Annotated in this window: 11 protein-coding genes; 5 read left to right on the forward strand and 6 right to left on the reverse strand. The window is 42.9% G+C overall.

Annotated features, from left to right (window positions below):
- Nucleotides 1-10 precede the first annotated feature (10 nt).
- A complete protein-coding gene (gene pmbA, locus AB4128_RS01810; RefSeq protein ID WP_372036548.1) occupies nucleotides 11-1,354 on the reverse strand; it encodes a metalloprotease PmbA in 1,344 nt (447 codons plus the stop codon).
- Between the two features lie 247 nt (nucleotides 1,355-1,601).
- Between pmbA and yjgA the strand changes: the two genes are divergently transcribed.
- From yjgA to AB4128_RS01835, 5 genes are all read left to right on the forward strand, one after another.
- Nucleotides 1,602-2,141, forward strand: a complete 540-nt coding sequence (gene yjgA, locus AB4128_RS01815) for a ribosome biogenesis factor YjgA (RefSeq protein ID WP_055022893.1) — start codon at nucleotides 1,602-1,604, stop codon at nucleotides 2,139-2,141.
- Nucleotides 2,142-2,167: 26 nt separating this feature from the next.
- Entirely contained in the window at nucleotides 2,168-4,684 is a 2,517-nt protein-coding gene (locus AB4128_RS01820) for an Ig-like domain-containing protein (RefSeq protein WP_372036550.1), read from the forward strand.
- A 234-nt stretch (nucleotides 4,685-4,918) separates the two neighbouring features.
- Nucleotides 4,919-5,320 (forward strand): hypothetical protein, encoded by a 402-nt coding sequence (locus AB4128_RS01825; RefSeq protein ID WP_055022895.1) that lies wholly within the window; start codon nucleotides 4,919-4,921, stop codon nucleotides 5,318-5,320.
- Nucleotides 5,321-5,516: 196 nt separating this feature from the next.
- Entirely contained in the window at nucleotides 5,517-6,392 is an 876-nt protein-coding gene (locus AB4128_RS01830) for a LysR substrate-binding domain-containing protein (protein ID WP_372036612.1), read from the forward strand.
- A 128-nt stretch (nucleotides 6,393-6,520) separates the two neighbouring features.
- Nucleotides 6,521-7,015, forward strand: a complete 495-nt coding sequence (locus AB4128_RS01835) for a hypothetical protein (protein WP_080914748.1) — start codon at nucleotides 6,521-6,523, stop codon at nucleotides 7,013-7,015.
- A gap of 103 nt (nucleotides 7,016-7,118) precedes the next feature.
- Here the strand turns inward: AB4128_RS01835 and AB4128_RS01840 are convergent, their stop codons facing one another.
- The 5 genes from AB4128_RS01840 to tldD form a co-directional block, all read right to left on the reverse strand.
- Nucleotides 7,119-8,258 (reverse strand): ABC transporter permease, encoded by a 1,140-nt coding sequence (locus AB4128_RS01840; protein ID WP_372036553.1) that lies wholly within the window; start codon nucleotides 8,256-8,258, stop codon nucleotides 7,119-7,121.
- Complete coding sequence (locus tag AB4128_RS01845) at nucleotides 8,255-9,430, reverse strand: ABC transporter permease (RefSeq protein WP_372036555.1); 1,176 nt, start codon at nucleotides 9,428-9,430, stop codon at nucleotides 8,255-8,257. The genes AB4128_RS01840 and AB4128_RS01845 overlap by 4 nt, the downstream gene beginning before the upstream one ends.
- 51 nt (nucleotides 9,431-9,481) lie before the next feature.
- Complete coding sequence (locus tag AB4128_RS01850) at nucleotides 9,482-10,456, reverse strand: HlyD family secretion protein (RefSeq protein WP_055022900.1); 975 nt, start codon at nucleotides 10,454-10,456, stop codon at nucleotides 9,482-9,484.
- Entirely contained in the window at nucleotides 10,446-11,888 is a 1,443-nt protein-coding gene (locus AB4128_RS01855) for a TolC family protein (protein WP_144430117.1), read from the reverse strand. The genes AB4128_RS01850 and AB4128_RS01855 overlap by 11 nt, the downstream gene beginning before the upstream one ends.
- A gap of 153 nt (nucleotides 11,889-12,041) precedes the next feature.
- Nucleotides 12,042-13,490, reverse strand: coding sequence for a metalloprotease TldD (tldD, locus tag AB4128_RS01860; protein WP_055022901.1), 1,449 nt, complete (start codon nucleotides 13,488-13,490; stop codon nucleotides 12,042-12,044).
- Between the last annotated feature and the right edge of the window lie 87 nt (nucleotides 13,491-13,577).

Genomic DNA, 13,577 nt, shown 5'->3' on the forward strand with positions numbered 1-13,577 from the left:
AACAATTGGCTTAACTACCAGCGATTTTCATATCACTTAATAAAATACCGCCAGTGCGAATAGAGGAGCGTAAATCTTGATCTTTCGCGACAGCTTGAATTCCCATAAACATATCTTTTAAATTACCTGCAATGGTAATTTCTTCAACAGGGAATTGAATCTCGCCGTTTTCAACATAAAACCCAGCAGCACCACGTGAATAATCACCTGTGACCATATTCACGCCTTGTCCCATCACTTCCGTCACAATTAACCCTATGCCCATTTGCTTAATGAGCTCATCAAAGGTTTGGCCTGTATGACTTAATGTCCAGTTATAAATGCCACCAGCATGACCCGTATTAGTTAGGCCAAGTTTACGTGCAGAATAGCTAGTTAAGAGATACGTTTCTAATTGGCCACGATCAATGATCTGACGCTGTTGTGTCGCCACCCCTTCACTATCATAGTTAGCACTAGCAAGTGCACCAATCAAATGCGGGTTTTCTTCAATACTAAACCATTCAGGGAATAGTTGGGTATGGATTGAGTCTTGTAAAAAGCTTGATTTACGATACAAGCTACTCCCACTAATAGCCCCCACTAAATGCCCTATGAGTCCTGTCGCAATTTCTGGAGAAAACAATACAGGCAAGTTTGCCGTAGGGATCTTACGTGCATTTAAGCGATTTAATGTCTTATTTGCAGCCAATAAACCAACCGACTCAGGTGTCATTAACTCATTATATTTACGGGCAATGGTGTAATCGTAATCACGTTGCATATTGCCATCGGCTTCTTCACCAATAACGACACAACTTAAACTATAGCGAGAGCTACAATAGCCGTTTAAAAAGCCATGACTATTCCCGTAAACCTTTGCTGCAGTATGAGCGTTAGCAGTTGCGCCGTCAGAATGTTTCACTTGTTCATCAACTGACAAACTGGCTTCTTCGGCACGTATAGCAAGCTGTGCTAACTCATCAGGTGAAATGTCTTGCGGATGGTATAAGTCTAAATCACGAATGGTTTCTGCCATAAGCGCTTTATCAGCAAGACCGCTAAATGGATCAGATGAAGTGTACTTTGCGATATCATCAGCGGCCTTAACGGCGACAGCAATCGCTTCAGGACTTAAATCTGACGTGGATGAACTGCCTTTACAGCCATCACGATAAACCGTAATACCTAGTGCGCCATCTTTATTAAATTCAACCGTTTCAACTTCCTTTTCACGGGTTGAAACCGATAAGCCTTGCTGCTTGCTTATCGCCACTTCTGCAGCACTGGTGCCTAATTTTTTAGCATGCTCTAATGCAACAGCAACGGCATCTTTTAGCGCCGCTAATTCAGTATCAATTTTATTGGTAGACACACACTTACTCTTCAGTTTCCATTGTTGGCACTAGCATATCAAATTCAAAACTGTATTGATAACCATCAAAACAAGGATTTAAGCGCACAAATTGCCTTAAATAAACTAACCTTTAGTTATCATGTTGAATTATCACTTAATGAACACAAATAGATTTACGCAAAATTGACGACTTAGCCGTTATTCAGTGGCCGCAATGCCCCTTGAAGTGTTATTATTCACGGATATTTATTAGAGGTTATTTACTATGAAAATTGTTGGCGATTCCGACCACTTCCATCAGCCATATGACAATGACGATGATTACGTCAGCAGAACAGAGTTCAAAAAAGAAAGTGAGGAAGCTCAAGCGCTTGGCATGCGACTTATTGCCCTAAGTAAATCACAGCTAGACAAAGTTGGTTTAGACGAATTTTTATATGATGCTGTACTAAAAACAAAAAGCATCAAACCTAAAACAGAAGCTTACCGTCGTCACCTTCAGTACATCGGCAAACTTATGCGCGGATTCGATCACGAACCGATTATTACAGCGCTTGATAACGTATTGAATAAAAACAACAATGAAACTGCTCAAGTACAAATTATTGAGAAGTTACGTGCTCGTTTACTTGAAAACCCAAATGAGGAAGTAGAAGCATTATTGGCTGACAACCCTGCATTTGAACGTCAAAAGTTACGTCAACTGATTCGCCAAGCAAATAAAGAACTCACTAAGAGTCCTGATGCAGAATCAAAATCTCACAAAGAACTATTCAAATACTTACGCGCTGGTTTAGCAGACTAAATATACTCATTACAGGGATGTTGCTGATGCTACTAAAAAAAATAAAATACGCACTACCTTTATCAATCGCTTCACTTGGTTTTCTCATCGGTTGTAATGGCCCTTCAGATGACAATGGTGATAACGGAGGAGAGGACGGCAGTTATAGCATTAGTGTTAGCTACCAAACGGTAGTAAACGGACAATGTGATGCAGCCACCGACTCACTCACTTTTGATATCAACGAAAGTTTTTGTGCAGTAGCCCATTTAACACTTTCTAATAGTGATGTTAGTGGTGCGATTATCAACTTTTCACCTGACTTTGGTGAAGCAAGTGCAGATAGTAAGCTCACTGACAGCGATGGTTTAGCAAGCGTTTTTATTAGTTCAAGTGGCGATGTCGGTGCTGGCAGCCTTTTAGTCAGCCATACACCAACTGATGCAGATAGCGTTACGGCAACCCGTAATTATCAATTCGAAGACACCAATACTGTCCCGACACCTGACACCATTTCTGTGGTTTCTAGCATTACTCAAGCAGGTCAAACGGTAACCAGTTTCAAAATTGATGATGCTGTTATCTTAACGGCCAATGTGCTCGACGGCACTAACCAACCCATCGTCAATCAGCTAGTAACATTCCAAGCAGGTAATGCGAGTTTATCTCCAAACACAGCACTCACATCAGCCGAAGGTGTGGCGACAATAAGCTATACTGCATCGACTGAAGAGCTAGGTGCCTACACCTTAGTAGCCAGTACTGAATTTAATGGTGAAACTGTATCAGGCACCAGTGCATATGAAGTACTTGCCGGTGATGAAGTGATACCTGATGGTACGCTCAAGTTTGGTTATATTGATGACAGTAATACTTTCCACGAAAATCAGTTAGGCTCAACATTAATTGCAGATACTGACGGCGATTACGTTATTGGTGCGGGCGCAAGCTTTGGCGTGATAGCTGATATTATTGTAGAAGCCGATGACGGCAGCTTTGCTCCTTTACAAACCCCAACCAGCATTTCATTCACCTCTGATTGTGTCGCCAGTACTGATGCCAGTATAGACTCTCCTGTGACCACCTCTGCAGGGCGTGCAAGTTCAACATACCAAGATACAAGCTGCAGCGGCAATAGTGTTCGTAGTGAGCAAATTGTGGCTTCAGCGGTTGTTGGTAGCGAAACTTTTAGTGCAACATTTGATTTTTCCTTAGAACGCCAAACGCTTGGTAGCCTAAGCTTTATATCTGCCGAACCTACACAAATTCGTATTAAAGGGGCAGGCGGAACTGGCTCAACAGAAACGTCATTAGTGACATTTTTAATAAGTAGTGCCAGCGGTCAGCCTGCTGCCCAGCAATCTGTTGACTTCAGCTTAGATACCATTGTGGGTGGGCTAAGCTTTTCAAATGGTGAGATTAGCAGTGAAGCAACCAGCAATAGTGAGGGGTTAGTTACCGTGACTGTTCAATCTGGCACTATCCCTACCCCTGTGCGTGTGCTTGCCTCTGCAACCGACAGCGATACGGGTGATGTCATCACAACGCAGTCTGAGCAACTAACCGTGAATACCGGTTTACCTCAGCAATTAGGCTTTAGCATTTCTCCTTCGTTATTTAACCCAGAGGCGGGAAACAATAACGGTGAAGAAGTCACCATAACAGTATTTGCATCAGACAGCTTTGGTAACCCAGCACCTGATGACACTACGGTCAACTTCACAACTGAAGGTGGCCAAATCCAGCCTTCATGCTCAACGGTTAATGGGACTTGTTCTGTGATATGGACATCAGCCGATCCACGACCAGCTGATCATCGTGTAACAGTGCTCGCTTACGCGTTAGGACATGAAACTTTCTTTGATACTAACGGCAATAACATCTTTGATGATGCTGATGGAACAGCCATAGCTAATGCTTGTTTAGATAGCGCAGGTGCTCTTATCGCTTGTACTGGTAATGGCATGGACAGGGAAACCTATCATCAAAGTGGCTTTAGCGATTTAGGTGATGCCTTTAGAGATGATGATGAAGTCGGTGTTTATGTTTCTGGCAAACCGTTTTTCAATGCTGAAGGCAATACAAGTTACTCTGGCCCAGATGGTAAATTCAATGGACCCCAATGCGAAGGCAGTCTTTGTGGTGAAGGCCAAGCGAACAAAACTTACATTCGTGCAGCCACTGTACTGACCATGTCAGGTTCAGCCGCTAATATTATCGCTACCGACGTGGATAGAAATCCAGTGACTAATTTAGTCTTGGCACCTGAAGCAATGCAGACAGTATTAGTGGAGCTATATGACAGTGCCAGACAGGTCATGCCAGCAGGATCGACATTAACGGTGACAGCCATAAATGGGACGATCAACTTCGAGGGTTATACCGTTCCTAACGCGACGTGTTATAGCTTCGCAGCTAATGATGCAAGCCATGCCTGTGATGAAGTTGCCACTAAGTTTACCTACACAGCTGCTGATGAAGTGGGTCAAGACTCTATTACATTAACAGTGACAACCCCAGGTGGCTTGATTACGAAAACAGACCTGAGTGTCACTGTGCAGTGATATCTGATAATAGGGTAATGATTTAACAGGGCTAATGCCTTGTGCCATAAGCTAGTGTCATCAAGCTTAACCCGTAAATCACCCACTATCTAGAAGCTCGCCTCGGCGAGCTTCTTATTATTGAAATATCATAAAACTAGGATATACTCTTTCGCAATTGGGAAAACAGGGTTCGTTTTCTTACGGTTTAATACTCAAAATTAAATCTAAAAAACCGCTTAAAAGGATATTTAAATGCGTACTACCGCTATTTTAGCCACACTTGCTGGCTGCGCTTTACTCACTGCATGTGCATCAACTCAACCTATCGTTGCTCAAGAGAAAACGGTTGAATTTGAAGGACAAACTTTGGTCTTCTCAGGTATCTATGATACTGAAAAAAATAAACTTGAACTGTCCGTTAATGGCGATCCGCTAATGAAAGGGCGCTTTCCACCATACACACCAACTCAAAACCTAAAGAGTAAGTATCGAGACTTAAAAATCGAAGGTAAATGCTATTTTGGTTCGGTATTAGGCGATCAAGGTGGTGCATTTGGTGCCGTTGCTGGAATCATTCAATCTTCAAAATCAAGCACAGGCGACAAGTGCGAAATGCTTGTAAACAACAAGCCTGTTGAAAACCTGTATTTCTAAAACATCACCATAAGCTGTAATAACGAACCCAATCTTTACAATGCATTGTAGGCTAGTTCAGCTGCACCATACTGGTGCGCTGAACTAGACTTATAAGCCCTTAACACACTGAATAAAGGCAGTTAAAGCACTCAAGCGACTTGGCTTGGCAATTGCTTATTTCTTGCTTTCATTATACGAGTCCATCATGTTACCACTGCATACGTCCCTTAGAGGACTACGTTGTTTTTGTATTGCAGCCGAATGCCTTAGCTTTAAAGAAACGGCAAATCAACTATTCCTCACGCCTTCAGCAGTGAGCCATCAAATCAAGCAATTAGAGCAAAACCTGCAACAACCTCTTTTTATACGCCAAACGCGGGCAATCAAGCTCACTGATGCGGGTAAGCAGTTTTATCAGCAAGTTGCACCTGTCATGGTAAAACTTTCAGAAACCGTAAACCAATTTGCACAAACAAATACTACTTTAGAGGTAAGTATTTCGATGCCAGAGTTTTTTGCCAGTGAGTTATTTGTCCCTCAACTTATCGGCTGGTCTCAAGAATACCCGCAGATAAATTTAAAATTAGATACAGTAAAAACTAGGGCGGCACAAACTGGGCAAACCGACCTATCAATTGTTCTGTCAGGCTCTAAACAACAAGACCAGCATAGCCATGAATTATTTCCGCTAAAGTACATCCCAGCCTGCAACCCTCACCAATTTCAGCAGTTGCATTCTCAAGGACTATCGGTGATATCTAAAGTCCCATTAATTGTTCACCAAGCAAGACCTCATTCATGGGAACAATGGGCAGAATCAGTTAACTTACCGCATTTTTCGCCAAAACAAGTGATTCAACTGGACAGTATGTTTAGCGTTGCTCGCGCAGCAGAGCAAGGTATTGGCATCGCACTTATCCCAATGCCTATCAGTAAAGCCTGGTTTGAAAATGGCAGTTTAGTGGCACTCTTTAATGAAGCCTTAAATAGTCATGATAAATACTACTTACTGCAACACGGGCAAAGTGAAGCAAGAGTGGAGGTTCAGCAATTAATAGATTGGACAGTTGCCCGCTTTGGCCAACAATAATCAGACTCGCGCGGCTAATAAGTGAAAAAATCTCATCTATCACAATGAATTTTCTCGTTTGTCAGCCAAGCAGATATTCCCTAAATTAGCCACGTAGCAACCCGCTACTACCTACAAAGGAATACACGATGAAAACATTACCTACTCTTATCGCAGCAAGCTTATTACTTGCAAGCTCACCCATGGTTATGGCTGATGCCGCTGAAAATAGTCGTTATAAAATGGTGCTTATTGAAGACACACCTGGCGTAGATGCTATTCAATCAGGCGACTTAATTGAAGGCATTGAGTTAACGAAATCAGCAAAGCACTCAGCCATTGATACCTATACTCGTAACCTTAACTTATGCGTGGGATATACTAAGTTATCTCAATTTGATATTGCTGAAAAAGCGTGTAGTGATGCCGTTAGAATGGCAGTCAATGAAGAAACATTACCGTCGATGAGAATGCGCGCATATGCCTTCAATAACCGAGGCGTAATGAAAGTGCTGGCAAATGATAATATTGGTGCATTAGAAGACTTTAGACAAGCCGCAAAAGCGACTAAAGACCCGATTTATAAGCAAAATCTGACTCGTTTAGAAGCTGCACTTAATAGCCTAGAAACGGGGACCTTATAATTTGGAAGATGACCAACAGCGACAGCAAAGCTTACTCTGTCGACAACCAGTGAATGTGGAACCAATAGGCATTAAGTGGACACTTTAATGCCTATTTTTTTACTTAACCATTCTCCGTTTTCAGCCGTTGCTTCACACCAATAAAAGCCAATAACAGAAATAGCACAAACAGGGTCCACATATGTATCCATAAAGGTAATACACTCGTCCAACCTGCGCCCATTTGACTTAACTCTAACATAGCCATAATAGCTGGTACGGCAGGAATCACTTGGGATAATTGCACCAAAAGATCAGGAATTAATGCGATAGGCCACACAAAGCCAGACACAAATAAAATGGGCATCGACACTAACAGCAAGACTTGTGTCGGTAACTCTCGCCTTACAAATAGACTACTTAACGCAATGCCACATGCCGCAGTGGATAAAATAAACGGCACCATCAATAAGGCCACTTCAGTTAAAGTCGCTTGCACACTGACATCGTACCAATAAAAGCAATAACCTAGATAAAAGCTCGCAAACAAAGCATAAATGGCGCTAAAAACAGTCAGACGTGCACCAATTAATGCCATAGGTGAAACGTGATTCCAATAGCCCTTTTTGCGCCATTGTCCTGCCCCTAAAATCCCCGTACCAATCAATAACGTTTGGTGCAAAATTAGTAAAAACAATCCAGGCACCACATACGGGGTGTAACCTAAACTGGGATTAAATGCAGGGACGCTATTAATATTGACTGAATGTAAACTTTGCTCAGCTTGCTGCGGGTTTTCTCCTCGTGCTAACAACCTCACTAACTGAATTTGCCGACCCGCATCCATGCCTGCACTAATTAATCCTTCAGCAACAGCTGAATAAATTAAAAAATAGCTCGCATCGCCACCGTAACTTAAGGTGGCTCCTTTACCGAGTAATAAATTACGCCTAAACCCTTCTGGAATGACTAATAAACCATGGGCTTTCGACTCTGATATCCATTGCTGTGCAATATCAATACTGCCCACCTGAGCAACGATAGTAATTTTGGGAGAAGCATCTGCATGTCTAAGCAACTGGCGACTTAATGAAGAGTTGTCGTGATCAACCACAACCACTTGTTGCTGAGTCGGAACTTGGTTCAGATAAGGGAGAGGATAAAGCACCGAGTAAAACAGCACGCCACCAAACATGGTCACGACTATGGCTTTATCCGCTAAAATGGCTTTTAGCTCTACAAATAGCAGTTGCAACCAGCTCATGACTTGACCCCTACAGCTTCACCTTGTGACCTTGTAGTCAGCGCAATTTGCTTATTCCAAATAACACGATGTAACCCCCAAGCTAACGCTAAAACGATAAGAAAGTAGCCATAAGAAATACTTTGCTGCAATACCTGAAGCGCTCCAGCGCCATAGCTGATAATACTGACATGGGAGTCGATATAATGACTAGAAGGCATAATTAAACGCCACCACTGCGCTAACTCTGGCATATCATTGACAGGAAAAGTGATCCCCATAAATGCAAAAGCTGGGGCGAATAAAGCGGTGCAAAAACTGACGCTTCTCGCTGGTTCACGCATCAATAAAAATACCAAAATAACCAAGGTCCACAATGCTAAAAACATCATTGCTTGCGCTGCTATCAGTAACAATAGATTACCCGCAATCGGTAAACGCAACACGCCGTATAACCACGCTAAGATAAAGCCACCATGCACTAACATTACAGGGGTATAAAACAACACTTTAGCGCCAACATGCCACCAAAACTTTGCTGGTAATAAATACTGTTCGCCTTGACGAATGAGACTATCGTTTAATGAGTTTACAAATACCATCATTGCCAAAAGCTGCAATAAGGCGATTAACACGGGAGGAACCAAAAATCCCACGTAATTGTTGTTACGGTTAAACAAGGCCGTGGTTTGACTGGTGACAGGACTTAAGTTGACCGCAACCGTTGCACGATTAGCACCATTGAGAAGCTGCTTCATACCAGCCACTTCCATGAGCCCAGCGCCTACACTCAGCTGTAACTGACTCGATAATAGTTTCCCGACTAATAAAAACTGACTGTTATAACGAATATCGACGGTGGGACTACTACCCGTTAACAACTTACGCTTAAACTCATGCGGAAACACAACCACAGCGTAAACTTCTGCTTGAGTCATCGCAGCCTTTGCATCAGCAAACTGAGTATAGGTAATAGGCTTAATTACGGCATTAGCGGCTAAATTACGGGTTAAGGTTCGAGTAAGTTGGCTATTATCTTGATCAACTACAGCCACAGGTAGTTGCCGAGGTAACCCAGCACTGAATAACCACCACAAGCACAAAATACTGATTAGCGGAATATATGTCACCAAAGCCAGTTGCCAGGGTGAACACCATAAGCGTTTCAATTCTTGTTTTAGTAAAACCCGCATCTTCGCACCTTAGTCATAAGAAGCACCTTAATCAGTTTGTAACTAATGATGCTAATTGACACTTAACAGCACAGACATGCCGACTCTTAAATCTGCAATCGGGCGATTGGGGCGTAACTCAACTTCAAAGGTACGCATATCAAAGTCATGGCCACTTTCAGTGGAACGCCAAGTCGCAAAACTGCCCATCACGCTAATATGCGCAATGGTAAAGTCCTCAGTAACCTTTAATGCAGGAATGGTTAAGGCAACCGTTTGCCCTTGCTTGAAATCTGCCAATTGGTCTTCACGTATTTGCATGACGGCCCATGCATCAGTGATATCAATTAAACTGACAACAGGAAAACCACTCGGTGCTAGCTCACCAGCCTGTAATAAGACTTCGCTTACTTCGGCATTTTTAGGCGATCGCATTTGACTGTCAGCTAAAATTGCACTGACTTCCTTCACTGCACCTTCTGCCATGCGAGCATTACCAGCGGCAGCGGCTTTGGTTTCTACTCTTGCCCCTTCATCTGCCATCTGATACATGGCTAAAGCTGCTTGTTCGGTATATTGCGCTGCTTTCCACTGAGTAAATGCTTCATCACGCTTTTGTCTGGCAACAACACCTTCATCAAATAGATTTTCAACTCGCTGATAGGTGGTTGCCATTAAATCGGTTGCCGCTTTGGCTTTTAACCATTGCTCTTTCGCCGCTGTCACTTGTTGCTGACGAGCCCCGTTATCCGCTTCTTGTTGCATGGCTTTGGCAGCATCACGCCCCCCTTCAGCTTGCATTAACTTTGCATCTAACTCAGGACTATTAATCGCATACAGTAAATCACCAACTGCAACTTTATCGCCTCGGCGTACCATCACTTGCTCAACTCTACCCGGTACTTTAGATGAGATATTGTATTCACGAGCCTCTATTTGCCCTTGTAACAGGTTTTCTTTTGGCTCAAATGCTAGTTTCAGGCCATAACCCAGTATCCCCAACAGGATAAGAATGGCGATAACAGCAATAATTCGATTAGCCCGCATTTTGATTCTCCTGAAGTTGGGTGCGTCCGATAAATTCATCTAATTGGCCACTAATTGTCATTAGCCTTGCATAAGCTTGCACGAAACGATATTGCGCCCCAAGCTGCTGAGTTTTAACTGCACTTAATTTTAATTCAGCATCCACTCGATCAATGGATGTTGATAGCCCCTGATTAAAGGCCAGTTCACGTAGGCGAAGGTTCTCTGTTGCTAACGCTAATGAGGCATTCAATGCTTTTACTTCTTCATCGGCCTGTTGTAGTTGTCGATAACTTTGATCAAGCAGCAAACTCAGGTCTTGTTGGGTTTGCGCCTTGGTATACTTAGCTTGCAGTAAAGCACTTTGTGCAGCCTCAACTTTGCCACTGCGACCATCACGGCTAAAGATAGGCACGTTTACCCCCACTCCAACCATCCAGTCAGGTTCAATTTGTGAAAACAAGCTATCGTCTTCATATAAGGTGTAATTACCATATAAAAACACTGTTGGATGGTAGCGACCTTTCTCTAGTTGAATGAGACCATTGGCTTGCGCTTCTTTCGCTTCCAGTAATTTGAGCGCAGGGTGCTGCGTTAAGGTCAACTGACTTAACCGAGGTAAAGACGGCGACTGAGGCAAACTGAATAACCCTGAAGTAGGATCAGATTCAGGTAAATGCAGCATTCTTGATAGAGCAATTTGAGCCATTTCATGCTGACGCTTTGCACTGCCAAGGTTTACTTTGGCATTTTCTAGTGCCACTTGTGCATTTAAGCGTTCAACTTTTGCAATTTGTCCTTCACGTTCTAGTTTTTGTGCGTGAGACTCATGTTCCGTTAATGAGTCCACTAATTGCTGATTCGTTGCCACTAAGGTTTCTGTTACCGCCACAGCAAAGTAACGATCAACAAGCTGATTAAACATGTCTCTAGAGGTAAGCGAATATTGATGTTTTTTCTCTTCGACATGAGCAGCATGAATACCTTGAGCCGCAGTAATTTTACCGCCAGTATAGATTGGCCACATAGCTTGTAAGCTAGCACGGAAAATATCCTGCTCAGTAAAAGGAGTCACAAATAAAGAGCCAGGAATAGCCGCTAACGCTTCACCCAGTGCTGGAGGAAGCGCACCAGGGTCAATTGCAGCAATTGGATTCAGATCTCGTAAATCTAATTCAATGGGCTTTTCAAGACGGGTATAGCTACCAGCAAGATTTAATGAAGGCAAATTCATGTCTTCACCGGCTCGCTCTTCAGCTTCAGCACGGCTGACTTCTTGGGATTGGGCTTTTAATTTATCACTGACAGTTAATAACTGTTTCCATGCATTTGCAAACGAAAGCGATTCAGCGCTAACCACATGGGATAATGAAGCAGTGATAACAAATACCCCAATGGGTACTAGTGACAAGACTTGTCTTACTTTGATATTGAAAACAGCTAAATGCCTCATGAACCTCATCCTTTAGTTAGAGCAATAACTCTAAATTGGCGAATTATAACTAGTTTTACGGTTTACTTCTAGCGTAAGAGATTGATTTTAAATATTCTAAATGAGTGTAGTACAAAATAAAAAGGTGCCATTACAGCACCTTTATTTTTCCGTTTATGCCGTTCCGCCAACGGTTAAGCTATCTAATTTCAATGTAGGCTGACCAACACCAACTGGCACACTTTGTCCATCCTTACCGCAAACGCCCACACCTTTATCTAACGAAAGATCATTACCGACCATCGAGATTTGGCTCATGGCTTCAGGTCCATTACCAATTAATGTGGCGCCTTTGATTGCTTCGGTCACTTCACCATTTTCAATCAAATACGCTTCAGAGGCTGAGAATACAAATTTACCCGAGGTAATATCCACTTGGCCGCCACCAAAGTTAGGAGCGTAAATGCCTTTTTTAACCGACTTAATCATCTCTTCTGGCGTCGAAGTACCCGCTTCCATATAGGTGTTTGTCATACGTGGCATAGGTAAATGTGCATAAGACTCACGGCGACCGTTACCCGTCGTAGCTTGTCCCATTAAGCGCGCGTTTAACTTATCTTGCATGTAGCCTTTTAAGATACCGTTTTCAATCAAAGTCGTTTTTTGCGTTGGCACGCCTTCATCATCGATGCTCAATGAACCACGACGGTTTTCAATTGTACCGTCATCCACCACCGTCACTAACTCTGATGCCACTTGCTGACCCACTTTGCCGCTAAATGCACTACTGCCTTTACGATTAAAGTCACCTTCTAAGCCATGCCCTACCGCTTCATGTAACAATACACCAGGCCAGCCATTACCGAGGACAACAGGCATCTCACCTGCTGGAGCATCAATGGCGTTCACATTAACCTGCGCTTGACGTACAGCTTCTCGAGCAAACTCAAAACAAACAGGTAAACCAGCATCATCTGTCGCTAAAAACACACTGTAATCATGACGACCGCCACCACCAGCACTGCCACGCTCACGTTTACCATTATCTTCAAGAATGACGCTACAGTTGAAACGAACTAAAGGTCTAATATCAGCAGCAAGCGTACCGTCACTGGCTGCAACTAAAATTTCTTCATGCACCCCTGATAAACTAACCACGACTTGGATAATACGTGTATCTAGACTGCGAATGTATGCATCGGTTTGTTTAAGCAGGTTGATTTTTGGCGCTTCTTCCATTGCAGCAATGGGGTCGTCACTTTTGTATAGTGCGTGAGTATTGTGACGCTTAAAGGCATGCACCTGATGTTGCTGACCAGCGGTTGCGATACCTCGTGCAGCTTCAGCTGCTGATTGCAGCGCTGCTGGAGTAATTTCATCAGCATAAGCAAAGCCTGTCTTTTCACCCGTTATGGCTCGAACCCCTACGCCACGTTCAATATGAAAACTGCCTTCTTTAATGATGCCATCTTCTAACGCCCAAGTTTCATGGCGGCTACCTTGAAAATATAAATCTGAAAAATCAATATTATGTTGGTGAATAATATTGAGGTAATCCTGTAGCCCATCAAGGGTTAACCCATCATGTAATAAACTTTGTTCAACTTGAGCTAGAAATGGCATTAATTCTCTCTTTAAGCCCTATGGCTTGTAAAAATGTAATTCATCAATCGCAACAGCGATGTCTCATTTATCTTTCTGACTTTAATA

This window comes from Shewanella sp. 10N.286.52.A9 (assembly GCF_041468985.1).
GTDB lineage: Bacteria > Pseudomonadota > Gammaproteobacteria > Enterobacterales > Shewanellaceae > Shewanella > Shewanella japonica.

Bases quoted from the DNA above. Each gene is read 5' to 3' on its own strand.
- yjgA (WP_055022893.1), top strand. From the start codon at position 1,602: ATGAAAATTGTTGGCGATTCCGACCACTTCCATCAGCCATATGACAAT.
- AB4128_RS01820 (WP_372036550.1), top strand. From the start codon at position 2,168: ATGCTACTAAAAAAAATAAAATACGCACTACCTTTATCAATCGCTTCA.
- AB4128_RS01825 (WP_055022895.1), top strand. From the start codon at position 4,919: ATGCGTACTACCGCTATTTTAGCCACACTTGCTGGCTGCGCTTTACTC.
- AB4128_RS01835 (WP_080914748.1), top strand. From the start codon at position 6,521: ATGAAAACATTACCTACTCTTATCGCAGCAAGCTTATTACTTGCAAGC.
- AB4128_RS01840 (WP_372036553.1), bottom strand. From the start codon at position 8,258: ATGAGCTGGTTGCAACTGCTATTTGTAGAGCTAAAAGCCATTTTAGCG.
- AB4128_RS01845 (WP_372036555.1), bottom strand. From the start codon at position 9,430: ATGCGGGTTTTACTAAAACAAGAATTGAAACGCTTATGGTGTTCACCC.
- AB4128_RS01850 (WP_055022900.1), bottom strand. From the start codon at position 10,456: ATGCGGGCTAATCGAATTATTGCTGTTATCGCCATTCTTATCCTGTTG.
- AB4128_RS01855 (WP_144430117.1), bottom strand. From the start codon at position 11,888: ATGAGGCATTTAGCTGTTTTCAATATCAAAGTAAGACAAGTCTTGTCA.
- tldD (WP_055022901.1), bottom strand. From the start codon at position 13,490: ATGCCATTTCTAGCTCAAGTTGAACAAAGTTTATTACATGATGGGTTA.